23 protein-coding genes and 4 tRNA genes are annotated in these 23,043 nt (G+C 56.5%); 20 read left to right on the top strand and 7 right to left on the bottom strand.

The features are described from left to right. The first annotated feature begins 35 nt into the window (after positions 1 to 35). Both DTI93_RS04100 and DTI93_RS04095 read left to right on the top strand, forming a co-directional pair. The gene (locus DTI93_RS04100; RefSeq protein ID WP_043559786.1) at positions 36 to 1,238 is read left to right on the top strand and encodes a pyridoxal phosphate-dependent aminotransferase; all 1,203 of its coding nucleotides are present in this window, start codon (positions 36 to 38) and stop codon (positions 1,236 to 1,238) included. Further along, positions 1,238 to 2,443: a pyridoxal phosphate-dependent aminotransferase gene (locus DTI93_RS04095; RefSeq protein ID WP_248630550.1), complete on the top strand. Its 1,206-nt coding sequence runs from the start codon at positions 1,238 to 1,240 to the stop codon at positions 2,441 to 2,443. The genes DTI93_RS04100 and DTI93_RS04095 overlap by 1 nt, the downstream gene beginning before the upstream one ends. A 51-nt stretch (positions 2,444 to 2,494) precedes the next feature. Here the strand turns inward: DTI93_RS04095 and DTI93_RS04090 are convergent, their stop codons facing one another. Beyond that, the gene (locus tag DTI93_RS04090; RefSeq protein WP_086431492.1) at positions 2,495 to 3,028 is read right to left on the bottom strand and encodes a thioredoxin family protein; all 534 of its coding nucleotides are present in this window, start codon (positions 3,026 to 3,028) and stop codon (positions 2,495 to 2,497) included. A gap of 167 nt (positions 3,029 to 3,195) precedes the next feature. Between DTI93_RS04090 and DTI93_RS04085 the strand changes: the two genes are divergently transcribed. Next, entirely contained in the window at positions 3,196 to 3,516 is a 321-nt protein-coding gene (locus DTI93_RS04085) for a hypothetical protein (protein WP_227449715.1), read from the top strand. Here the strand turns inward: DTI93_RS04085 and DTI93_RS04080 are convergent. Next, positions 3,513 to 3,941, bottom strand: a complete 429-nt coding sequence (locus DTI93_RS04080) for a DUF423 domain-containing protein (RefSeq protein ID WP_043559796.1) — start codon at positions 3,939 to 3,941, stop codon at positions 3,513 to 3,515. The genes DTI93_RS04085 and DTI93_RS04080 overlap by 4 nt on opposite strands. Before the next feature lie 77 nt (positions 3,942 to 4,018). Between DTI93_RS04080 and DTI93_RS04075 the strand changes: the two genes are divergently transcribed. From DTI93_RS04075 to DTI93_RS04065, 3 genes are all read left to right on the top strand, one after another. Then, on the top strand, positions 4,019 to 4,570 hold the full coding sequence (locus tag DTI93_RS04075) for a DUF4142 domain-containing protein (protein WP_249079702.1): 552 nt from the start codon (positions 4,019 to 4,021) through the stop codon (positions 4,568 to 4,570). A 247-nt stretch (positions 4,571 to 4,817) separates the two neighbouring features. Continuing rightward, the gene (locus tag DTI93_RS04070) at positions 4,818 to 5,399 is read left to right on the top strand and encodes a hypothetical protein (RefSeq protein ID WP_154980856.1); all 582 of its coding nucleotides are present in this window, start codon (positions 4,818 to 4,820) and stop codon (positions 5,397 to 5,399) included. A gap of 11 nt (positions 5,400 to 5,410) precedes the next feature. Then, the gene (locus tag DTI93_RS04065) at positions 5,411 to 6,574 is read left to right on the top strand and encodes a glycosyltransferase (protein WP_166651600.1); all 1,164 of its coding nucleotides are present in this window, start codon (positions 5,411 to 5,413) and stop codon (positions 6,572 to 6,574) included. A gap of 17 nt (positions 6,575 to 6,591) precedes the next feature. On the opposite strand, the gene DTI93_RS04060 is transcribed toward DTI93_RS04065, so the two are convergent. Both DTI93_RS04060 and DTI93_RS04055 read right to left on the bottom strand, forming a co-directional pair. After that, positions 6,592 to 8,028 carry a glycosyltransferase family 2 protein gene (locus DTI93_RS04060; protein ID WP_249079700.1) on the bottom strand — a complete coding sequence of 479 codons (1,437 nt, stop codon included), beginning with the start codon at positions 8,026 to 8,028 and terminating at the stop codon, positions 6,592 to 6,594. A 68-nt stretch (positions 8,029 to 8,096) separates the two neighbouring features. Beyond that, positions 8,097 to 8,993: a glycosyltransferase gene (locus tag DTI93_RS04055; RefSeq protein WP_043559804.1), complete on the bottom strand. Its 897-nt coding sequence runs from the start codon at positions 8,991 to 8,993 to the stop codon at positions 8,097 to 8,099. 63 nt (positions 8,994 to 9,056) lie between these two features. Between DTI93_RS04055 and DTI93_RS04050 the strand changes: the two genes are divergently transcribed. Then, on the top strand, positions 9,057 to 10,991 hold the full coding sequence (locus DTI93_RS04050) for a glycosyltransferase family 2 protein (RefSeq protein ID WP_081563265.1): 1,935 nt from the start codon (positions 9,057 to 9,059) through the stop codon (positions 10,989 to 10,991). A gap of 74 nt (positions 10,992 to 11,065) precedes the next feature. Here the strand turns inward: DTI93_RS04050 and DTI93_RS04045 are convergent, their stop codons facing one another. Further along, a complete protein-coding gene (locus DTI93_RS04045; RefSeq protein WP_043559806.1) occupies positions 11,066 to 11,668 on the bottom strand; it encodes a hypothetical protein in 603 nt (200 codons plus the stop codon). 165 nt (positions 11,669 to 11,833) lie between these two features. Here DTI93_RS04045 and ispH point away from each other — a divergent pair, with 165 nt between their 5' ends. The 12 genes from ispH (at position 11,834) to DTI93_RS03985 (ending at position 19,902) form a co-directional block, all read left to right on the top strand. Then, complete coding sequence (gene ispH / locus DTI93_RS04040; RefSeq protein ID WP_086431485.1) at positions 11,834 to 12,856, top strand: 4-hydroxy-3-methylbut-2-enyl diphosphate reductase; 1,023 nt, start codon at positions 11,834 to 11,836, stop codon at positions 12,854 to 12,856. A gap of 6 nt (positions 12,857 to 12,862) precedes the next feature. Then, positions 12,863 to 13,813, top strand: coding sequence for a homoserine kinase (locus tag DTI93_RS04035; RefSeq protein WP_154980859.1), 951 nt, complete (start codon positions 12,863 to 12,865; stop codon positions 13,811 to 13,813). Further along, a complete protein-coding gene (gene rnhA, locus DTI93_RS04030) occupies positions 13,806 to 14,297 on the top strand; it encodes a ribonuclease HI (protein ID WP_081563262.1) in 492 nt (163 codons plus the stop codon). Before DTI93_RS04035 ends, rnhA begins: the two co-directional genes overlap by 8 nt. Before the next feature lie 82 nt (positions 14,298 to 14,379). Then, positions 14,380 to 14,455: transfer RNA gene (locus DTI93_RS04025), tRNA-Asn, on the top strand. A 138-nt stretch (positions 14,456 to 14,593) separates the two neighbouring features. Continuing rightward, positions 14,594 to 14,669 (top strand) — tRNA-Asn (locus DTI93_RS04020). Positions 14,670 to 14,816: 147 nt separating this feature from the next. Further along, on the top strand, positions 14,817 to 15,332 hold the full coding sequence (gene gpt / locus DTI93_RS04015; protein ID WP_249079755.1) for a xanthine phosphoribosyltransferase: 516 nt from the start codon (positions 14,817 to 14,819) through the stop codon (positions 15,330 to 15,332). Positions 15,333 to 15,412: 80 nt separating this feature from the next. Continuing rightward, positions 15,413 to 15,489, top strand: a tRNA-Pro gene (locus DTI93_RS04010). A 20-nt stretch (positions 15,490 to 15,509) separates the two neighbouring features. Next, a tRNA-Arg gene (locus DTI93_RS04005) sits at positions 15,510 to 15,586 on the top strand. A 390-nt stretch (positions 15,587 to 15,976) separates the two neighbouring features. Next, entirely contained in the window at positions 15,977 to 16,606 is a 630-nt protein-coding gene (locus DTI93_RS04000; protein WP_043559812.1) for a hypothetical protein, read from the top strand. 130 nt (positions 16,607 to 16,736) lie between these two features. After that, entirely contained in the window at positions 16,737 to 17,384 is a 648-nt protein-coding gene (locus DTI93_RS03995; RefSeq protein WP_154981365.1) for a hypothetical protein, read from the top strand. Between the two features lie 8 nt (positions 17,385 to 17,392). Continuing rightward, positions 17,393 to 18,442, top strand: coding sequence for a glycosyltransferase family 32 protein (locus DTI93_RS03990; RefSeq protein WP_052349026.1), 1,050 nt, complete (start codon positions 17,393 to 17,395; stop codon positions 18,440 to 18,442). A 44-nt stretch (positions 18,443 to 18,486) separates the two neighbouring features. Continuing rightward, positions 18,487 to 19,902 carry a glucoamylase family protein gene (locus DTI93_RS03985; RefSeq protein WP_249079754.1) on the top strand — a complete coding sequence of 472 codons (1,416 nt, stop codon included), beginning with the start codon at positions 18,487 to 18,489 and terminating at the stop codon, positions 19,900 to 19,902. A gap of 9 nt (positions 19,903 to 19,911) precedes the next feature. Here the strand turns inward: DTI93_RS03985 and DTI93_RS03980 are convergent, their stop codons facing one another. Together DTI93_RS03980 and DTI93_RS03975 are read right to left on the bottom strand one after the other, a co-directional pair. Continuing rightward, positions 19,912 to 20,481, bottom strand: a complete 570-nt coding sequence (locus tag DTI93_RS03980) for an isochorismatase family protein (RefSeq protein ID WP_081563259.1) — start codon at positions 20,479 to 20,481, stop codon at positions 19,912 to 19,914. Continuing rightward, entirely contained in the window at positions 20,478 to 21,842 is a 1,365-nt protein-coding gene (locus DTI93_RS03975; RefSeq protein ID WP_043559816.1) for a hemolysin family protein, read from the bottom strand. The genes DTI93_RS03980 and DTI93_RS03975 overlap by 4 nt, the downstream gene beginning before the upstream one ends. A 241-nt stretch (positions 21,843 to 22,083) precedes the next feature. On the opposite strand from DTI93_RS03975, the gene DTI93_RS03970 reads away from it, so the two are divergent. Further along, on the top strand, positions 22,084 to 22,992 hold the full coding sequence (locus tag DTI93_RS03970) for a glycosyltransferase (protein ID WP_249079699.1): 909 nt from the start codon (positions 22,084 to 22,086) through the stop codon (positions 22,990 to 22,992). Positions 22,993 to 23,043: the final 51 nt, after the last annotated feature.

Genomic DNA, 23,043 nt, shown 5'->3' with positions numbered 1-23,043 from the left:
GGGCGGGCGTTTTTTTGAGATGTAAGAGGAACGACATGTCACTCGCTGCCGAACGGATGGGGCGTATCCTGCCAAGCCAGACCATCGCCATCACGCAGAAGGCCAGAGCCCTGAAAGCGGAAGGGCGGGATGTCATCAGCCTGTCTGCTGGTGAGCCGGATTTTGATACGCCTGATTTCATCAAGAAGGCAGCGATCGAGGCCATCCAGCGTGGCGAGACGAAGTATACCGACGTTGCCGGCACGCCGGCTCTCCGCAAGGCCGTGGCAGAACGGCTGAATGCTGATTTCGGTCTGGATTACCGGCCGGAGGAAATCTGCGTGTCCACGGGTGGCAAGCAGGTCATCTATAATGCGATGGTGGCAACGCTGAATGCGGGGGACGAGGTTGTCATCCCCGCTCCGGCCTGGGTGTCCTACCCGGACATCGTGCAGCTGGCGGATGGCAAGCCGGTCATCGTGCCGACCACGCCCGAGACGGGCTTCCGCCTGACAGCCGAACAGCTCCGCAGGGCCATCACGCCCCGGACCCGCTGGCTGGTGCTGAATTCTCCCTGCAATCCGACAGGCAGTGCCTATTCCCGGGATGAGCTGAAGGCCCTGACGGATGTCCTGCTGGAGCATCCGCAGGTCTGGATTCTGACGGACGACATTTATGCGAAGCTGACCTATGAGGGGCGGGAAGCCTGCACGGTCGTGCAGGTGGAACCCCGCCTGCGGGAACGGACCCTGACGATGAATGGCGTCAGCAAGGCCTATGCCATGACGGGCTGGCGCATCGGCTTTTCTGCCGCCCCCGTATCCCTGACAAAGGAGCTGATCAAGCTGCAGGGGCAGAGTACAAGCAATGCCTGCTCCATCGCCCAGGCCGCCGCTCTGGCTGCCGTGTCCGGTCCGCAGGATTTCATTGGCGAGATGGTGGCTGTTTATCAGAAGCGGCGTGATCTCGTGGTGGATGCCCTTTCTGCGGTTCCGGGTCTCTCCTGTGCCCGGCCGGAAGGGGCTTTTTATGTGTTCGTGTCCGTACAGCAGCTTCTGGGCAGGCGCACGGCAGGCGGGCATGTGCTGGAAAGTGACGAAGATTTCGTCAAGGCCATGCTGGAGGAGGTCGGGGTGGCCGCCGTTCATGGCACGGCCTTCCTGCTGCCGGGTTATTTCCGGGTGTCCTACGCCACCAGCACGGAGCTTCTGGAAGAAGCCTGCCGCCGCATTGCCCGTTTCTGTGGAGGGCTGGCCTGATGTTCAGACCGTCCCGGCGTCTCGCCACATTGCCCACGCCAGCGACGATCGCCATGGCGGCCCGTGCCCGTGAACTGAAAGCGCAGGGCAAACCGGTCATTTCTCTGGCTCTGGGGCAGCCTGATTTTCCATCTCCTGCGGCGGCTCTTGATGGAGCCGTGGCGGAAGTGAAGGCTGGCCATACCGGCTATCCGCCCATTCCGGGGCAGAAGCCGCTGCTGGAGGCCGTTGCCGGGAAGTTCCGGCGGGATAACGGGCTGGACGTCTCGCTGGACCAGCTCATGGTCTGCAATGGTGGCAAGCAGGCCATTTTCAATGCGTTCATGGCCTCGCTTGATGATGGGGATGAGGTCATCGTTCCAGCACCATACTGGGTCAGCTATCCGCTCATTGCCCGGATGTTCGGTGGCGTGCCGGTGGAGATTGCCTGCCGGGAGGAAGACGGTTTCCGGCCCCAGGCCGAGGCCATCCGCAAGGCCATCACGCCCCGGACCCGCTGGCTCGTGCTGAATTTCCCCAACAATCCGACCGGTGCCATTCTGGAGCGGGACGATCTGGAGGCCATTGCCGCCGTCCTGCGGGAAGCTCCGCATGTCATGGTAATGAGCGACGAGATTTATGAGCACCTGACCTTTGATGGCAGGCATCATCTCTCCCTGCTCAATGTCGCTCCGGACCTTGCCGACCGTATCCTCATCATCAATGGCATGAGCAAGGCTTATGCCATGACAGGCTGGCGGGTCGGGTTTGCCTGCGGCCCGGTGCCTCTCATCAGGGCGATGATCAAGGTGCAGGGCAATACGACATCAGGCATCTGCACGCTGGCACAGGGTGGTTCCGTGGCAGCCCTGAAAGAGGATATTGCCGGGGTTCAGGCCATGCGTGAGACCTACGAACGGCGGCGTGGGCTTGTGATTGATGCCTTGCGGCGAATCGAGGGGCTGAGCTGTGCCCTGCCGCAGGGTGCTTTTTATGCCTATCCGGGGCTGTCTGCCCTGATCGGGCGGAAATCTGCCGGGGGGCGTCTGCTGAGTGATGACGTGGCCTTTGCGGAGGCCCTGCTGGAGGAGGCTCACGTGGCAACCGTGCCGGGTTCAGCCTTCGGCTATGGGCCGCATCTGCGCCTGTCCTTTGCGGCGTCTGACGAGGAACTGGAAGAAGCCTGCCGGCGGTTGGCAGGCTTCGTGCAGGGAATCACGGACTGACAGAGACGGGGCCATGTCTGCTGCTGGCAAAGAATGGCCCCCCCTCCGTTTTCAGGGACGCTGGTTCCACTCATTCAGCAGGGTGATGACGGATTGTGGAGCCATCTGGCGGGCCGAACCGAGGGCGAGTGTGCCATCAGGGTTCAGCAGGCGGCCCTGGGGTGTGAGGATCAGGACCGTCGGGACGGCCTTGATGGTCACGCCATACTGCTGGGCCAGCTCCATGTTGGTATCAAGATGCCCGACATTGACGGGGACGATCACGAAGTGCTCGTCCAGCCACTGGCTGACGGAGGGAACGGCAAAGATGCCTGCAAGAATGCGGCAGTCCGGGCACCAGTTCCCTCCGAAATCCAGAAGGACACGCCGGTTGGTTCTGGCGGCGGTCAGGAAGGCTTCATGAACCTGTTTGGCGGCCAGGTCAGCTGGCGGGTAAGGCTCATGGGCGGGAGTGATGGTGGTCATTCTGCTGATGTCTGGCAGGGGAGCGGGTGCTGTTGGGGCTGGGCTGGCACCCTGCGCAACACCGGAGGAGAGGAGAAGGCCCATACCGGCAAGGGCCAGGGCGGAGTGGTAAAAACGCATGATCTCTCCTGAGACAGTGGGTTTGTGAAGAATTCGTTCCCTATTGTTAGCGGCAAGGTAACAACAGGACGTTAAACAGAGGGTGGACGCCGAGCTTTTCTTGATAAGCCATGAGGTCATGAATTAGGGTAGAATCTTGGGTTTGATAAGGCGATGGTGTGCTTGTGGTGAGACGGAAACGGCCAATTTTTTATACTGCTTCCCGCAAGGAGGTTTCAGTCCTTTCGACATTGGGGCGGATGGTCGTTCTGCTTGGGCTTACCTGTGGCCTGCTGCTGGTGGTCAGGTTCTACCAGCCTGCAACCCGTCTCATGCAACATGCTGTCAGTACGGCATTGTGGCAGCGGCTTTATGGTCTGTTTCATGTCGAAACGGCCTTGGGGCGTGAGCAGCTGATCCTGATCGGAATCGTCCTTTCCTGTTTCCTGCTTGCCCTGCTGATACAGCTTCTGGCCCTGTGGCTCATGAATTGGGTCCGCCGCCGTTAGGAGCCTTTCAGTGGGGAACGGATGAAGGCGGCCGAAGCGACGCAGAGCCACGAGAGGATAAGTAGCGTCCCCCCTGTCGGAGCCAGCCGTGCCGGGAACAGGATCCCGAAGCCATGCAGCGTGACAGGGATGCTGAACAGGCTGGTCCCCAGTGCCAGCCCCGTGCAGCCGAAGGCGAGGCGTTGCGGGTGGAGGTAGCGGCTGGCCGGTGTCAGGGCACAGAGGGCGATGCCGTGCCAGAGGGCAATATCAGCAGCCATGTGCATCATGCTTCTGCCATTGGGGACAGGAAAGACCGTATCTGGCAGATGCGTGGCCGCAGCCTGACAGGCAACGGCCAGACTGGCATAGAGGGCTCCGAGACTGAACAGGCCTCTCAGCAGGAAGGCAGTTCGGGAAGAAATTGCCCTGTCATGATTCTGCATATTGATTATAACCCGGCTGAAAAGGAGATGCGGGCATTGTCTCAGCTGCCCGAGAGGATGAGAAGGGGGAACGTCGTATGAAATTTCGTTTTGTGGTTTGTGCAGGGCTGCTGTCTCTGGGGGGGTGTGGTCTCACGCCGCCTTCAGCTCCGCGGGTTCCGCCTTTGCCAAAGGGGCCTGTCACGCCCGTACCGAAGCTGGCTGCCGATGATGCCGTGCTGTTGCAGCAGATCAACCTGCGTGCTGTCTATATGAAGGCTGCGACCGATCTGGCTGCGTTGCATAGTGGTGATGAGCTCATCAAGGGGTTTGCGGCCCAACAGTCCAAGGATTACGACAAACTGCATGCTGATGCCCAGAAGGTGGCAACAGCCCATACGCTTTTATTGGTCGAGACGCAGTCTGGCATACAGCAGAAGCGTCTGGCCACGCTGGGCCGGTCATACGGGCGGCCTTTTGACAGGGCTCTGCTTTATGCGTTGACCCATGCTTCCACGGCACGGGAGAGGGCTGCGCTGGCACAGGCTAAAAAAAGTGGCAGCACGGCAGACATGAAAAGTCTGGCAGGAACAGCGCTGGACCTTCTAAACCGCAGCCAGGAACAGGGCCTGGGTCTGATTCGCCGGTGACGCACTTTGGCGTCATGGGGGCTGATGCGACCTCCTATAATATGGCAGAAATTTGTCATATTTTTGACGTTTTATTGATGGTGTGTTAAAGGGCTAGTATTGAGAGTAGAAGACCTATCCTGATATCTTTCTGTACAAATGCCGTACCGGTTCTTGTCTTCCTGAGAGCAGGTGATGCTCCTGATGTACAGGAAAAAGGAAGAGGTTTTTCTGTTGTGACATATCATCAGGATCGACGAACCAGGACATGCAGAACGATTCGCCTTTGACTGAGAATTCTCTTCGCAAGGCTCTGGAAAAAATGGGGGGCGGGCCAGCTGCCGTAGAGGCCGGAGATGGGGCACCGGGCCATGGTTACAGGGGCTATTCTGCGCCCCGTGGCCGATCTGCTCAGCAGGTGGGGCGCCGCCGTCGTTTTTCCGGGGATGATACGGTTGTTGTGGAGCATCAGTCACTGGGGCGCCCTACGCAGAAGAGGGCTGCGAATCGTGTGATGGCTGCCTCAGAGGCCGGGCAGGAGCAGGAAAGGCTGAAGCAGAGCCTGCAAAGGGAAAGGCGTCGGGTTCATGATGTAGAGGCTGAGCTTGCTACGTTGAACAAGCGGATTCAGGCCGTGAATACCCAGATGACACATCTGCGCCTCCAGGTGGAGGAAGGCAGGAAGGCTCTCCAGCAGCGTGATGAGAGCATCCTGCGCCTGCGGGCCGAGCTGCATCAGGCCCGGGAGCATCAGGCACGTCGTGCTGCCAGCCCGACCAGGGCAAAGCCAGCCGCCCCTGCGGAGGTGGATGACGAGGGCCAGAAACCTGTGCAATGGTGGGCGGACTGATCAACCATGCCATGATGACTGCACGTTCTTCTGCCATGGCTGGGTTTCCGGCAGCCGGGATGGGGGCAGCGATGGTCGACAGGATATGGCACGGGGGGGAATGGCAGACGGCACATCCCCTCAAGATCGTTCATGTTGGGGACTTTTTTTTCAGCCTGAAGAAAAAGGCGCCGACCCAGTTCAGTGTGGGGGGGAAACTCTCCAATGGCCTGATACGGAATGGCCATCACGTCATCAATTTTCCTTACAGGGATGTTGCACGCTCCGGTGGCTGGTTTGGCAGCCGCAAGATGGGCCGCCATCATCTTTTCCGGGCGCTGAAGGAATTCGTGGCGTTCAGTGCGCCTGACATTCTTCTGCTGGGGCATGGGTACATGATTCCCCCTTTCGTCATTGAGGAGCTGCGTCAGCAGCAGCCCGGCATGACAGTGGTGCAGTGGAATGTTGATGCCCTGTTCGTGGAGAGCAATGCCAAAGACTTTGCGGCCCGGCATCAGGTGGTGGATGCCAGTTTCATCTCCACGGCGGGGCCGGTTGTCCGGCAGGTGGTAGGGGAGAAGGGGCATGTTGGGTATCTTCCCAACCCGGTGGATCGCAGTGTCGAACGGGGACAGGCTTTTGCGCTGTCATATCCGGAAGCGGATGTTTTCTATTCCTGCGGGAATCCAGCCCGGTTGCGGACCATCTGTGGACGGGACTGGAATATGGAGGAATTTTGCGAGACGCTGGAGGAGCGCTTGCCCCCATCGGTGCGTTTTGCCTATGCGGGGGTCCGTCGGCAGCCTTATGTCAGTGGAGCTGCTTATTCCCTTTTGCTGGAGCAGACAGCGATGGGGCTGAATATCAGCCGCAGGGCAGATTATTATCTCTACAGTTCAGACCGTCTTGCACAGATGATCGGCAACGGCCAGCTTGTCTTCATGGAGCGGCAGACAGGTTTCGACCGTATCTTCTCTGATCAGGAGATGGCCTTCTTCAGCAGTCTTGATGAACTGGTGGAGCTTGTCAGCCAGTACCACAAGGCGCCGACCCTTCGTAAGGATGCCGCCCGGGCGGGATGGCAGCGCTATCATGCCCTTTTCAATGAGTGCGCCGTGGCCGATTATATCATCGGCCAGACGCTGGGCACCCTGCCGGAAGAAGCCCATGCGTGGCGTCATTTGACCAACCTGTGAGGGAGAGGATTCCGGTTTCAGGAACTTTGTGTGATCCTGAAATCGGAGAACAGGGTCGTCCATCCGGCCAGCTCTTCTTCTTTTGAGCAGGTGTCCGGTGTTTTCGTGTTGGCGAAGATCATGCGCTGATCGGCGGTGGTAGCATCACCGAAATTGACGAACATGACCTTGAAGTCCAGCGCAGGATAGCGGGCAGCCAAGGCCTCTACCAGAGCTGTGAAATTGGCAGTGGCTGTATGGGCAGGACGATGCTGTCCGCCATAAAGATGACCATCCCGCCAGCTGCGGATGAACAGCACACGCCGGGACTGCCGGCAGAGCGTGTCAATTTCCTGGATCATGCCATGGAAACGGTGCCGTAAAAGAGGCAGCTGCTCATGGAATTTTTCTACGCTGGCCGGTTCTTCTTCCGGCTTGTCCAAACAGTTGTGGTAGGTGATCAGCGTGTCCCGGCAGCGCAGGGCCTTGTGATGGCCATAGAGGCAGTTGGTGGAAAGCAGCCCGGCAAAACTGTTCTGGAAGAGTGAGACCAGAGTGTGGAATGGCACAAGAAACTGGTCGAAAAGACCAGGGCCAGGGCGGCCGAAGTATCTGTTGAGGGCCTGATTGACTGTCTCATCCCCACCCAGAGAGATGATGCTGTCAAACTGCAGGCTTTCTCCGCCCGGTTCGGGAGAGGGGCGTGAAAGAGCTGCGGCGATTTCTTCACGGAACTCGAACATCTGCTCGTCGGTCCGCCAAGGGTGGCGGTAGAGCGGTTCATGGCGGATGGCATCATGGATGGCCTGGTTCCTCATGGCCAGCTCATGATTGCCGTGGCTGTGGGAGGGAAGGGTGTTCAACCCGCCCCTCAGATAGAAGAGCTGGCCACGTTCCGGGCTGAGGTGCTGTGCCAGGCCGCCATAGCCTGCCCGGAGAAAACGCTGGGTGTGTTCAACATGCTCTTCCCCGTATTTCTCGAACCGGACATCCAGATATCCAACGTAGGACAGGGCCTTTGCGTGATAGCCAACGCAGAAGGCCTGATGCATGGGGGCAATGAAAGGATCCTCTGGCGTGCCGCTGCCGGAGGAAATGTCATTGTCGATCTCTATGGTGATTTCCGGCATGAAATTGATGTGGCCATAGCGTTCAATGGCTTCAATCCAGGGCAGCTCCCAGCCGAAGACGGTAGGGAAGCAGTCATCCTCCAAGATAAGGATCCAGTCGCACCGTTTTTCTTCCTTGAGGTACCAGAGGACACGGTTGCGGTTCCACGAGATGCCCTTGTTGCGCCCGGTGACACAGGGAACATTCAGCTCCTTCAGCATGTCGGGCGTACCATCGGTGGAGCCATCATCCGCAACGACAAATTCGAATGTCGTGCGGGTATGACGGCGGATGCTGGCGATGACCTCCTTCAGGATGTCCTTGCGGTTATAGGTAATGATGCCGATGCCCAGTTTCCCGGCCATGAAATGCCTCGCCAGTCTGTCATTGAGTGAAAGGGAAGATGAAACCTGCTGTACCGGGTACCGGGGCCCTAGGGAAAGGCCCTCAGCACATCCCCGAGCAGCCGCCGGAAATCTTCTGCGTATGGGCCATCCCATCCTGTCCATGGTTTGGGGAAGCCGGAGAAATGCACGGCAAAGGGATTGGCCAGCCCGTCATCGTAAATTTTCTTCCACTCTGCCGGGAGGGTCTCACTGGCCTCGACACAGCCCGGCCCCCAGCAGACATTCCAGTTCTGGTGGATGAAATGGACCTTGCCATAGAAGATGCGGTTGAGGATGTCCTGGTCGCTCATCCAGAACAGAGTGCTGCACAGGTGGCCACATTCTTCCGCCTGCGCCTGGCTGATCTCGGCAATGTTGAAGACAAGAACGCCATTCTGGAAGTAATTGTTCGAGTCCAGCACACCAAGGGCCCCGCAGTGATAGTCCACCAGCGGGGGGCCCCCAGCAATGGCCTGCGGCAGGCGGAAACCGTTGGTCTGGGCCGGGATGAGGAGCAGGTCCCGCGTTGCACCGATCTGCGCCGTGGCGGGGATGCTGTAATAAAGCAGGCTGGGGCAGGCCCGTAGCAGTATGTCATCGCTCAGATAGACAATGCGGGAAAAGTTGGCGAACAGGGTTGGCACAGCAAGGCTGTAGAATGTCGTGCGGTCTGTCGTGTCGAGATAGGCCGGGTTGTATGTCTGCATCCATTCGGAGACATCCACGAAGTGGATCTGGGAGCGTCTGCCATCAAAAAGACGCCGGCCTGCTGTCATGGTTTCCTCCGGCAGGCCCTCATGCAGCATGTAGAGGGCAAGCCTCACTCCTGGCAGAAGGTTGTTGATCCCGGAGAGGATGGTAGCATACGCATTGGGTGCACTGTGCTCTGTCAGAGGCAAAGCGACAGGAATGAATTCTGCAGGTGGTGGAAGAACGGTTTGCATAAACAGGCCAGATTATTTAACAGACTCCTGTAGATAATAGGAGCATCCTGAAGGGTAGGCAACATGATGCTGGAAGGGCATGGGGTGGTAAAGGTGGCTTTTCATTATCTGGAGACAGCACATCAGGGTTGGCTGGCTGTCCGGCGCAAGGATCATGGAATCTGCCATGTCCGTTCCGACGAGATGACACGCCGGGATGAGGATGGTGAACCTCTTTATGTTCCCCTGCTGGCGATGACGCTCTCCGACCAGCCAGATTACGTCTTTCTTGTCATGGGCCCGGAAGGTGGGGAGCCTCCGCTCCTCTGGATCAGGCATTTCTCTTACAGGGGGGCCGTGCTGCCCTTCCGCCGTGTCGATATCGTGGGGCATGAGGGGCGCATAGGACTGCGGAACCTCCTGCGGTCCAGCCTGTGCTGTACAGCCCAGCCCTGGAACAGTCAGGGAGGTGTCAATGAGTTTCTTGGGGACTGCAGCCATCTGATGGGCTGGGAGCAGTTCCAGCTGCATGAGGTTGCGGCAACAGAGGAACTGCAACGCCTGGGCGAGGACATGGCTGCCCATTTCAGGATGTTCCCTTCAGCGGATGATCTGGAGCAGCTGATAGACACATATGAGGGGAGCCATCTGGTCTGGCTGCTGGATGCCATGATGCCGGTGGCGGCCTGGTCTGCTGTCCGTGAGGTGGGGCAGAGGCTGCTGGAGCGGCCTTCCCTGCGTGAGGCCCTGCTCCGTCAGGCGGGGAGCAGTCCGTGGCGGGATGGCTGGCAGTGTCTTGCCCGCTGGCTGGAGGACAGGGAGAGTTATCCTGCAGCCGAACGGGGCTGCCCGCTGGGGGATGACGTGCTGACATGGGGGCAGGCGGACGCACCGGCTGGCTTCATCCATGCAACCCTGCATGCGGCCCGGGCCAGCGTGAAGCCACGCAAGCGGGTCTGCATGATGTCCACGATCCGTAATGAAGGTATCTATGTTCTGGAATGGATCGCCTATCATCGGAGCATAGGGGTCGAGCATTTCTTCATTTACAGCAACGACAACAATGATCGCTCGGACCTGCTTCTGAAGGCCCTGCATGATGAGGGGGTCATCACCTTCATCGAGAATCCCGTCCAGCCAGGGATGTCCGCCCAGACGAAGGCTTACGGGCACGGGTTGAACGTGCTGCCGAACATTCTGGATTATGAGTGGTGCTTCATTCTGGATGGAGATGAGTTCATCACGCTGGCACCATCCTACCGGACGGTGGGTGAGTATCTTCAGGGCTTCTCCCGCTGGGAGAGTGATGCCATCGCCCTGAACTGGAAGTTCGTGGCTTCCGAGGTCAACCGGGATGGGCTGGCGGACCTGGTCCGGCCGTTGACACAGCGGAATCGTGACATTGTCTCCCGTGGTGGGATCGGTGAGGGCTGGCGGCTGGTCAAATCTGCCGTGCGGCCCGGTCGGGCCATACAGTCCCGGCCGCATCATCCGGTCTGGCTGCAGGCAGACAGATTCACATACAGGCTGTCAGATGGGTCCATTCACAGTTACCGCAATCCGCCCCCCGGCATCGGGGCGGACCCTGCTTTTGCTGACGGCGGTCATTACGAAGATATTTACATCTCCCATTACTACTACAAGTCGATCATTGAATGGGTCTGGAAATATGCCCGGAACAGCGGGCTGGACGGTGCCATGTCCTTCGGTGTGGAGCGGTACGCCGATTATTGGGCCAATGCCTTCATCTGCCAGATGAATGACCCGCATGAGGGGCAGAATGAAAATGTCCTGAACCGTGCTGATGGACTGCTGGAAGAAATGGTGAAGCTGCGGAGCATCACCGCCATCGCACAGGCCGAGAACATCGTGCGCGAAACCTGGCAGGAGCGGCTCCTGGCCCTGCTGGACATGGTGGAGGAAGCTGACGTGGCCTCCCGCCTGAAGGAGGAGTGGCGTTATGTCCTTGATCCTCTGGCGGAGGAGCGGCTCGGCAGCATTCCGCTGCATCAGGTATAACAGGGAAGGGCCCTCCAGGACTTGGAGGGCCCTTTGTTCATGGGGCGTGCAGGGGGCTGCCTGTCTGGCGCCAGTTACTGCACATGCTCGTGGAATTGCGCTGCACGCAGGTGGCTGCGGTTATAGTCCAGTTCGCTGTGATTCAGCTGAAGGCCGATCTCCATGGAGTAGGGGCTGATCTGCGGATTGTTGCCTGTCGGCACATCAATGAACCGCAGTGGCGTGCTGCTGTGGCTGACAGAGACGGTTGGAGGCAGCTTCACTGTTTCGGTAAAGACTTTTTTGTCCACGATGGCCCCATCCTGAAGGATGGCCACGAAATAGGGAACCGTCACACTGTCGCTGCTGGTGGCAGGGCCACGTTCCAGCTGGAGGTTCAGGCTGACACGAACACGGGTCATGGGCCGTTTCTGTGCATCCTGCGGGCCAGTACGGCAGTCTCCCTGAACACCCAGAATGTGGGTGGAGGTCAGGCGGTGGGCGGCATCAAGCCCTTTTCCATCATAAGTGATGCGGTCCGCCACCTGGCCGGGAACATCGAACCTGGGGCAGGCCGGAGCGAAGGTATGGGTGGTATCCGCCTCCTCGCACCCGCTGAGAAAACCAGCCAGCATGAGGGAGCCGAGGCCCGCTGCAAGGCGGGGAAAGATGCGGGATGAGGGGGAGAATGCAGGCATCGGACTCAGAAAACTCCACAAGAAAATGGCGCAGGACATTGCAGCAGACGGCAATACGGACGATATAGAGGCCCAGAATGGTGGTGCAGGATAGCCCATGACCTTGCATGGAGCACCACCGGACCGTTCAATATCGTATCGTTCATCGCCTGCCTGGGGAAGATTATGTCAGAACAGACGACGCCTGTAACCTCCAACTCTGCCGTCCCCGGAGCAGATTCGGCCACTGGCAAGCCGCCACTGAAGATTCTGCTGGCTGGACCACGCGGTTTCTGTGCCGGGGTGGATCGTGCCATTCGGGTGGTCGAGGAGGCTCTGCGCCGTTATGGGGCACCCGTCTATGTCCGCCATGAGATCGTGCATAATCGCACTGTCGTGGAAGGGCTGGAAGCCAAAGGTGCCATCTTTGTCGAGGAGCTGGATGAGGTGCCAGAGGATGGTCACGTCGTGTTTTCAGCCCACGGCGTGCCCAAATCCGTTCCGGCAGAGGCGCAGCGCCGTAATCTGCTGTACTTGGATGCGACATGCCCGCTTGTCTCCAAAGTGCATCGTGAGGCTGAGCGTCATTTCGCCGGGGGTGGCCCGGAGCAGCGCCATATCCTGATGATCGGTCATGCCGGGCATCCTGAGGTGGTCGGCACCATGGGGCAGCTGCCGCCAGGGGCTGTTACGCTGATCAATGATGCGAAAGAAGCGGCCGAGGTCCAGCCGAAGGACGTGGACCGTCTGGCCTTCATCACGCAGACGACCCTGTCCGTCGATGACACGGCAGAAATCGTGGACATCCTGCGGTCCCGTTTTCCCAACATCGTGGGGCCCCGTCGGGAGGACATCTGCTACGCCACGACAAACCGTCAGATGGCCGTGAAGGAACTGGCTGCGGAGTGTGATCTGGTCATCGTCATCGGCTCACCGAATTCTTCCAACTCACAGCGTCTGCGGGAGGTGGCCGAGCGGTCTCTGGCCAAGCGGGCCCTGCTGGTGCCAAAGGTTTCCGACATGGACTGGAATGAGCTGGAGGGTGTCAGGACGCTGGGCATGAGTGCCGGTGCGTCCGCTCCGGAGAGCCTTGTGCAGGAAATGATAGAGCAGCTTTCTGTCCGTTATGACGTGACAATCGAGGAGCGTATCGTGAAGGAGGAAAACATCAATTTCCGCCTTCCCCATCCGCTTTCGGATGCGGTCTGATCGCTCATGGCGGTTTATACGGACCTCCATGAAGGGGACTTGCGGGGCTTCCTGTCACTTTATGACATAGGGGAGCTTCGCTCTTTCACCGGGATTGCGGAAGGAATAGAGAACAGCAATTTTCTGGTGAAAACCACTCAGGGGCGCTTCATCCTGACGCTGTTTGAAAAACGCATGAAACCGGAGGAGCTCCCGTGGTTTCTTGGGCTGATGGCGCACCTGGCGGGAGAGGGGATAGCCTGTCCACAGCCTGTCGTGGCGAAAGACGGGGTGGCTCTGCGCCAGCTGGCAGGTCGGCCTGCCATTCTGGTCAGTTTTCTGGAGGGGCAGTCTCTGGAGGTGGTAACCCCGCAGGCCTGTGAGCAGGTCGGGCGGAGTCTGGCACGTCTGCATGAAGCCGGGCTGGGTTACAGGGCCGAGAGGGCCAATGCTCTGGCACCGGAAGGTTGGGTTGAGCTGTTTTCCCGGTGTACGGATGGTGGTGATGAGGCGGTGAAAGCCCTGATGGCGGAGGTCCGCACAGCTCTTTCAGCGCTTGTGGCAGCGTGGCCGGAGGCCGGGTCCCTGCCTCGTGGGCAGATTCATGCTGACCTGTTCATGGATAATGTCTTTTTCCAGAATGGTCATCTCTCTGGCATCATTGATTTCTATTTCGCCTGTACGGACTTTCTTGCTTATGACCTGGCCATCTGTCTGAATGCCTGGTGTTTTGAGGACGAACGTCATTACCGGGAGGACAGGGCTGAGGCACTTTTGCGCGGGTATGAACAGGTTCGCCCGCTGAATGTTGCCGAACATCAGGCTCTGCCGATTCTGTGCCAGGGAGCGGCCATGCGGTTTCTGCTTACACGTCTGTATGATTGGGTGCACACGCCAGAGGGGGCTTTGGTAACCAAAAAAGACCCTTGGGCCTATCAGAGACGGCTGCATCATTTCCGGAAGGCAGACCATGTCTGACAGGGCGGAGAAAGGGGACGCAGCTCCCAGCACGCAGGTGGATATCTGGACGGATGGAGGCTGCAAGCCCAATCCTGGGCCAGGTGGCTGGGGTATCCTCTTCCGTTGTCAGGGTCATGAGCGCACCATGAAAGGCGGGGCGGCGGAAACGACCAACAACCGCATGGAGCTTACGGCGGCTGCCGTTGCTCTGGAAACGCTGACACGCCCCTGTGTGGTCAATCTTTACACGGACAGTGAGTATTTGCGGAATGGCATCACCCGGTGGCATACGGGCTGGGTACGGCGCAACTGGCGCAATGCATCGGGAGACCCTGTGGCCAACATGGATTTGTGGCGGCGTATCCTGGAGGCAGCCAAGCGGCATCAGGTGGACTGGCACTGGGTAAAAGGTCATTCCGGGCATGCAGAAAATGATCTGGTCGATCAGCTGGCGACTGAAGGGCGGGAAGAGCTGGAAGCCGGTTCTGCTGCCGGGGATTGACGGTATTCGGAAGATTCTTGCCGAGAAATCTTTTCTGGGGCTTTACCTGCCGGGGGAGATTGGCTAGACAGGCTCCAGCTGATCCCGAATAGCTCAGTTGGTAGAGCAAGCGACTGTTAATCGCTGGGTCGTAGGTTCGAGTCCTACTTCGGGAGCCAGCCTTTCATTCAGGTCCGGGCCATATGGCTGCGGGCCTTTTCTGTATCCGGAGCGGATACGGGTGAAATTATTTTCTAATTTGCTGAAAAAAGGGGCTTTACCTGCCGGAGGAGATTGGCTAGATAGGCTCCAGCTGATCCCGAATAGCTCAGTTGGTAGAGCAAGCGACTGTTAATCGCTGGGTCGTAGGTTCGAGTCCTACTTCGGGAGCCAGCCTTTCATTCAGGTCCGGGCCGTATGGCTGCGGGCCTTTTTCATGCTTCCCATAAAATAAAACAGCATGTTGTGGTTCTGCCAGTTTCTGTCTTATCGTATGATAGGGGCGTGGAATAATGCATGATTGAAGGGCACGAACAGAGCATGACAGGCACCGTACAGACGCAGGGTTCGCAGAGCATCAATTATGCGACGGTGACGTGGGACCAGCTGCATCGGGATGCCCGCCTTCTGGCCACGGAGCTGATGCGCAAATATCGTCCGTTTCGTGGCATTGTGGCCATCACGAGGGGAGGGTTGATTCCAGCGGCCATTCTGGGGCGGGAGCTGGGATGCCGTCTGATCGAGAGCGTGTCTGTCGTCAGTTATGCAGGTGAGGAAGGAACCCAGCAGGAACCAAAGCTGCTGAAAGCCCCGGAAGCCGCAGGTGATGGGGAAGGGTTCCTGATCGTGGATGATCTTGTGGATTCGGGGGTGACGGCCCGTTATGTGCGGGAGATGCTGCCCAAAGCTGTTTTTGCCTGTTTGTATGCCAAGCCGGATGGGCGGCCCTGTGCCGATCATTTCGTGACGGAAGTGCCGCAGGATACGTGGGTTCTCTTCCCATGGGACATGGCGCCGCAGTTTGTTGCGCCGCTGAACCGCAGTCACAAGGCGTAATTTTTTGAAAAAACACTTTTTTCATGCAAGAAAGTCCCTTGCCTGTACGGTGAAGTCCCTTTAAGAAGGCATCACGTCGTCGGGGCGTGGCGCAGCCTGGTAGCGCGCCTGTTTTGGGTACAGGAGGCCCCCGGTTCGAGTCCGGGCGCCCCGACCACGTCATGCAGCAAGGCAGGAGCGCCCTTAGCTCAGCTGGATAGAGCAACAGCCTTCTAAGCTGTGGGTCGCTGGTTCGAATCCAGCAGGGCGCACCATTATGCCGCCTTGTAGTGTCGCTCCGTTGCAGAGTAGTCTCCCTATAAAATATCCGTTGGGCTCATGTAGTTCTGGCCTGTCGCCTGCATGCAGGTGCGGGTGGTGGATGTGCGTTACATAGTAAAATCTGTCCATAATGTGCTTCTGGCTGCCCTGAAGAGGAAGCGGGACGTGATGGTGCGTAAGCATATTGTTATCTGGAGAAGAGATGGAGGTGCGAGGGAAGGTTGAAGCAGGGACGTGGTGGTCTATTATCATTATGTTTTTTTTATTTAGTACATTATTCTTTACTGTTTTTTGTTAACAAATTTCTTTCATGAAAGGGGATGTTTACATTTTTTCTGCCCTGTTATAACTTGCTTCATAACCTGATGTAATGAGGTGTTACCATGAGTGAGAATCGTTTGCAGCGTCTTTGGGTCATGGACTGGTTCGGTCATGTGATCGATCAGCCTTCAGAGGGTGGTCCACTGATCCGCGATTATCTTTCTCCGGGGGCTTATCCGGACACGTTTGTATTGTCTTCCTGGCCGCTGAAAACGCCGGCCCGTGTCATGTTCCGCCATACGTCGAGCGTTGCCCAGAACCTGCCGGATGCCCAGTTTGTGGCTGCAGGTGAGAATCTGGTCGCTCTTGAAGACCAGGATTCCGGCACGTTCTTCTCGATCAATCCGCGCAATAACGATACACACTGGAATTCTCCGGCTGTTTATGACTGGGAGCGCTTCATCCTTCTGACCAAGGAGATGCTGGATGGCTTTGCCGTCCTCCAGGATCGTTCTTATGGTGAGGTGCAGATGAGCGGGCATCCGGTTCCTGCTCTGGTATGGCCTTCCGTTGCTGAGAATATTGGCAATTTCGCCTGGCTGGGTGGGTTTGCATTCTCCATCACGCGCAATCTGGAGAATCTGGCCAAGATTGGTGCGACTGCGCCGGGTAAATCTGTGGATGTGACCCTGGTCAGCCCGCATGGTGATATTGCCAAGCTGTCCATTGTTCGTTCAGAGAAAGAACTGTAAGAAATTTCGTCCCATCCCTCCTGCGAGGGATGGGATTTTTTACGTTAGATAGAACTGTCATTTGCGAGCCAGAGAGTTTCAGGCGAAGAAATTTCAAGTGGATTTGATGCTGTTTTTGGGGAAATGAGTGATGTCCGGGGACGTTTTGCCTTACTCATTTGATAAAGTCTGGTTCATGGACTGTTTCGGGCACGTTTTGTGCTATGCGCCGTATCGTAAGGTGCTGGCGCGGGTTCCGTTACAGGGTTCTTTTCTGAGTGGGTTCGTGTCAGGTCCCTGTCCTTTTCCTAATAATTTCATACCGCAGTGGCGTAATATTTTTAACAGCCTGGTTGAGTTGCCTCCGTTCAGGATATGCCCACAGGATGGGGGGCTGGTAGCCTTACATAATGAAAAGACAGGTCATTACCTCAGCATAAATCCGTCGAACAACAAGACCGCTTTTTCTCCGGTTATCGCCGACTGGGAGCTGTTCTGCCCTCTTCAGTACGATGTTTATGTGGGGCTGCTCGTTGTTACGGACCCCGGCATGGCCGAGATTTTCTGTGAAAATGACGAACGGGAGGTTTCGGGGCTTTATTTTCTGGGGCCGGGTGACAATAAGCCGTTTGTTGCCAGTTTTGATAGAAAACGCATTGGTTTTCTGGAGAACCTTTCTACATTTGCGAGAATAGGTCGCCTGAAAAAGGGAGAGACTGCAAAGTTCCTTTTCAGGGGATTTATATCCGGGAAAGAGTACACCATGCGCATCACGCGCCTTAAAGAGATAGCGTTCTGAGGGGCATCATGTTTGTTTCCCGCTACAATACTTATCTGGCCGTTATCGATCGTGAGATCGTACAGAAATTTTTATGCACCTATTACGAGGATGATGCCCCACCGGCTGCAACAGAAGACGATATTGAGGCTGCGGGGTTTGAGGTTCATCGGCAGGTTGTTACGCGCGTTGGATTTTACAGGAAGGGGCAGGGCTACCTTTCTGCCAGACCGGATCTGTCCAACGGGTACAGCAATGTCATGCAGGATCGTGAGACGTTTCGCCTGATTGATCCTTCAATCCTGCCACCTCCTGTGCCGGAAATGCCAGAAGAAGCCCACATTGCTCACAAAATCCACCAGATCGGCATTTTCCCCAAAGAACCGGGCGTCTATCCGGAAGCATTCATAGAGAACAGAAATAACATTGTCGCCCTGAATCAGAATTATACATTCTATTTCTGGTCGGAAGGTGGCTATTATGACATCGAGGAATTCATACAGAAGCACTATGGTGAGGAAATACTGAAATATTACAGGGCTATAAGTCCTGATTATCTGGCTGCCAGAGCTGACTTTTTCCGCTACCTGTGCCTGTACGCCATCGGTGGCGTGTATCTCGATCTAAAAACCGCCATGTCATATCCTTTGGACTTGGTCGTGAGGCCGGAAGACCGGTTTCTGCTGTCATTCTGGTGCCATGGTGCCCGTCCGCATACGGAAATCGAGCACATCCCGTATGGCGAGTACGAACAGTATTACATCATCTGTGCCGCGGGTCATCCGCTGATGCGCCGTATCATACAGCAGGTCCTGTGCAGTATTGCCCTCTACAAACGTCCCATTCATGGGACAGGGGCTTATGGCATCCTGCGGGTTACAGGGCCTCTGCTTTATTCAATGATCGTGCATGAATACCGTGACCGGTATGAAGATATTGTGAGGCAGATTCACAGTTTCTCCAACGGGATCGAATATACCATCTTTGATGATAACATGGCCCATCATGAACATGTGGGGAAGGATACGCATTACAGCCGGAGGGAGTCGAACATCATCAACTCCGAGATGCTGATCTGATCCCTGTGTGACGATGTGATGTAGAGGAGATGGTGCCCGTGACGATGATTCAACCTGTGCGCCGTATTTCCAGAGGCCTGCGGATGCTGCTGGCCGGGATTGGCCTTTCTCTTTCATTTTGCGGTGGCGTGACGGGCACCAGAGCCGATGATTACTCCCTGTCATCTCAGGACAGCATTTTCTTGAGTGATCTGGAGCATCGAACCTTCAACTGGTTCTGGGAGACGGCCAATCCCAGGAATGGTCTGGTGCCGGACCGTGCTCCCCTGCCACATGGGGCTGCCAGTATTGCCAGTGTAGGATTTGGTCTGACAGCTTATGGTATCGGGGTGGAGCGGGGTTATATCACGCGGCAGCAGGCCGTGGAGCGGACCCTCCTGACCTTGCGGTTTCTGGCGGCGTTGCCACAGGGTGATGAGGCCAGGGGTACGGCAGGAACCCACGGCTTCTTCTATCATTTTCTGGACCCGGAGACGGGGCTGCGGGTGGCAGACTGGTCGGAGCTATCCAGCATAGATACGGCACTGCTGATGGGCGGTGTTCTGTTTGCACAGTCCTATTATGACAGGTCCGACAGGCAGGAAGCTGAAATCCGGACACTGGCCGAGACATTATACGGTCGGGTGGACTGGCAGTGGATGACCGGTGGCAAAAGCCCTTGGCTGAGCATGGGGTGGATGCCGCCGGGTCATTTCCTGTCTTCACAGTGGACAGGATATAATGAAGGGCTGATGCTGTACCTGCTGGCTCTTGGGTCTCCGACACATGCCCTGCCTGCTGAAACGTGGGATCGCTGGACGGAAACTCACAAGGGGCAGCAGGGGAGTTTTTATGGGCGTGACCTGCTCAATTTTGCTCCCCTGTTCGGGCATCAGTATAGTGAATGTTGGGTAGATTTCCGCAATATTCTGGATAAGGCAAGTCGGCAGCGTGGTTATAACTACTTCCAGAACAGCCAGAGAGCGGTCTACGCACAGCGGGAGTATGCCCGCCAGAATCCGGGACATTGGAAGGATTATGGTTCAGACATCTGGGGGTTGACGGCTTCGGATGGACCGGGGGATGCCTACAGGGATGTTGATGGTCAGCGGCGTCATTTTCTGGCGTACAGCGCCCGTGGGGCCGGACGGGATTATGTGTTGGATGACGGCACGATTGCGCCTACGGCAGCAGGTGGGTCTGTAGCTTTTGCGCCAGAAATTGCCTTGCCGGCACTTCAGGCCATGAAGGCCCGATACGGCAGTCGGGTTTATAACCAGTACGGTTTTCTTGATGCATTCAATCCCAGTTTTTCTGATGGGAAGGACGGTTTCTGGGTTGATGGTCAGCAGCTCGGGATTGACCAGGGGCCCATCCTGCTGATGACCGAAAACCTTCGTAGCGGGCTGGTCTGGAATGTCATGAAGAAGAACCCGTTCCTGCAAAGGGGACTTCAGCAGGCAGGATTTGAAAAACGTTAGTTCGCCCTGTCAGACGAGTTTTATGGACTCTTCCAGCAGGGAGGAGGCTGATAGTGGCCTGATCCCTGCTGAGGCCTGCTGTATAATGAAGGTTTCAAATCCAGCCCGTACAGCATGACGGGCTGAGGCCAGAACGCAGACATCCAGCGCCACGCCGCACAGAAAAACCCGTGTGACGCCAAGGCCGTTCAGCAGGTCTGTCAGGCCAGTGCTGCGTCCGCTATCGTCATGAAAAGCAGAGTTTGAGTCCGCATCGGTTGCTGTTCCTTTGCGGATGATATGGGTAATGCGTCGCTGGTCCAGCCCCCCTACCAGAGCAGCGCCGTCTGTCCCGGCAATGCAATGGGCAGGCCATGGGCCGTTCTGCTCTTTGAAGGAACAATGGCCCATGGGGTGCCAATCCTGGGAAGCGACGACGGCCCTGAAATTCAGATGGCTGAGGCCATTGATGGCGTGCAGAAGGTCATGCCCGCCGGGAACGGGGAGGGCGCCGCCGGGCATGAAGTCATTCTGCATGTCGATGATCAGCAGTGCATCTTGGGCGCTTATGCCATGAGGCAGCAGGATGTGGCTGTTCATGCTTTGCCAGAGGGTTTCATACGGGTGACCAGAAGCTGGTTGATGCGGAAACGTTCGACATCCACCACCTCAAAACGGAAACCGGCCACCTCGACACGGTCTGCCTTGCGGGCCATACGGCGCAGACGATGGGTGATGAAACCGGCAATGGTGTCAAACTCGGAATTGTCATGGAAGAGGGGGATATCCAGCTCCCGGATAACATCCAGAATGGGAGCGGCTCCGTCGATGAGCCATGAATCAGCATCACGGCGGACGATGGCCTGCTCTTCAAAAGGATTGGCCAGTCCATCCATCAGGGCACCCATGATGTCTTTGTACGTGATCAGTCCGACAACCAGCCCATATTCATTGAAGATGAGCGCAAAACCGGCGCCATGCGTATCAAATTGGGCCAGTGTTTCCCACAGGTTCAGCGTATCGGGCAGGGAGAGGACATCCCGGCGCATGTTGAATATCTGTTTGGGAGGGGCCTTCTGCGGGTCGGTCAGTGTGGTGGGTTCATCAACAACAGCGACCAACACATCTTCCGCACGGATGGAGCCGACAACCCTGTCCAGCGATCCATCGCAGAACGGGTAACGGGAATAGGGGCGGACCCGCACCTTGTCACGCTGGCTCTCCAGACTTTCATTGACATCCAGATAAACGATTTCGTCCCGAGGTGTCATTGCAGATGTCACGGAACGGTTTTGCAGGGCCATGACATTCTGGATCATCTGATGTTCCTGCTCCAGAAGAACGCCGGAGGCCGTGCCTGCGGCAAGAATGGCCCGGAGATCTTCTGGCGTGACGGCCTCTACCGTGGCCGTGGCCGGGATGCGCAGCAACCTCAGGATCAGGTCGGCAATATGGGAGAAAAGCCATACGGCTGGATAGAGGAGCTTGAGGATGAGGGCAGGGAACCAGCCTACGGCCAGAGCAATCCTGTCCGGTGCGTTCATGGCCGTGCGCTTTGGCAGAAGGTCAGCAAAGAGAACGAACAGCCCGGTGACAAGGATGAAGGAGCTGAAAGAGCCGACCTTGTCTGCCAGAGGCGCCGACAGGCCCAGATGGTGCAGGCCCTCGGCGAAAGGTTCACTCAGCAGGGCATCTCCCACCACACCGCCCAGAATACCGACGGCATTGAGGCAGATCTGTATGGCTGTCATGACCTGCCCGCTATTGCGTCGGAGGCGCAGAAAAGCACGGGCCCTTTTGTCGCCTTCTTCAGCCAGGGCACGCATGCGGGTTTCCCGTGCTGCGGCGAATGAGATTTCAGACAGGGAGATGAGAATGGAGACACCGATGAGTACGACCGTAACGAGGAGGCCGACAATCAGCATGATGAAGGGATGATGACTGGATGATGTGGTGGGCATGCGTTCTCTCTATGGCCACCCCGCCAGGGCCAAGGCGGCAATTATCGGCGGCATGATAATGCAGTTGGGGCAGGTTTCAATTGCTTTGTGTGAGGAGGATGGAAAATAAATTTATCATGCCGGGTTAGTAACGTTCAAAAATCCTGTCTTTTCTGCAGGGGGCAGACCATTTTGAGGAAGCATCTTGGAAATTATTACGAAACCCTTTATAAGATCGAAGGTTTGATTCAATGAGGTTGTGATGAGTACCTTTCCAATAGTTGTTTCATTTGACAAAAAATATTTGATACCGGCTCTTGTCACAATCAAGTCCATACTTGACCATTGCTCAGATACCAGCAGGATCGAGTTTTTTGTTTTATATCGGAATCTCGATACGACACTCATACGGCTCACAGAACAGGTTGTTGCCTCTTTTGGAAGCGTCATATCATTCATTGACTGTTCGTCTTTCATGGAAAGTCTGAATTTTGCCAATAATGAAAATCGGCCACTGGAGACTTATGTTCCTTTATTCATCCCGACGATTTTCAAGGGATATGAGAAGGTTCTGAGCATTGATGTTGACATGCTGGTGCGGGATGATGTGTTGAGAATCATCAACGAGATCCCTCAGAATAAAAAATTGGGAGGGGTTCGCTGTCTGATCCGTAATCATAGAAAATATGAAGATTTTGGAGATTTCAATAAATTCAGCCGTAACATGCTGGGAATAAACAACCCTTATTTTTATGTGAATAGCGGTCTCATTCTTTTCAATATGGACGCCATAACAGATGCAGATGCAGCCTACTGCATAGAGTGCATCAAGAAGAAATGGCTTTTTTATGATGAGTCAATACTCAATCATGTCTTTAAAGATTCTCTTCATCATTTCAGCCAGAGCTGGAACCTGTATGCAGAATATCTTCATACAAATTATCTTGAGTTTGAATATAGTATGCAGGAGCAGGTGAAGAAGGCGCAGGAGGATGCGTCAATTATCCATTATGTCGCTGATACCAAGCCCTGGGATCATCCGGCTCCTGACACGACTGATAAATACAGGCTGGAATATCGTGCCCTAGTGGCGGCGGTGAAGGATGAAATCAGGAATATCTTGCCCAAGACCATCTGTGGCGTCATGTGGAACAGGGTCGACAGAGCCTGACGGATGAATCCGGGGCTTATGTGAAGGGGAAAATTGGGGCGGTCCGGTCCG

It is taken from the genome of Parasaccharibacter sp. TMW 2.1884, assembly GCF_023337695.1.
GTDB lineage: Bacteria > Pseudomonadota > Alphaproteobacteria > Acetobacterales > Acetobacteraceae > Bombella > Bombella apis.
This window is presented reverse-complemented; position numbering and strand designations above follow the sequence as displayed.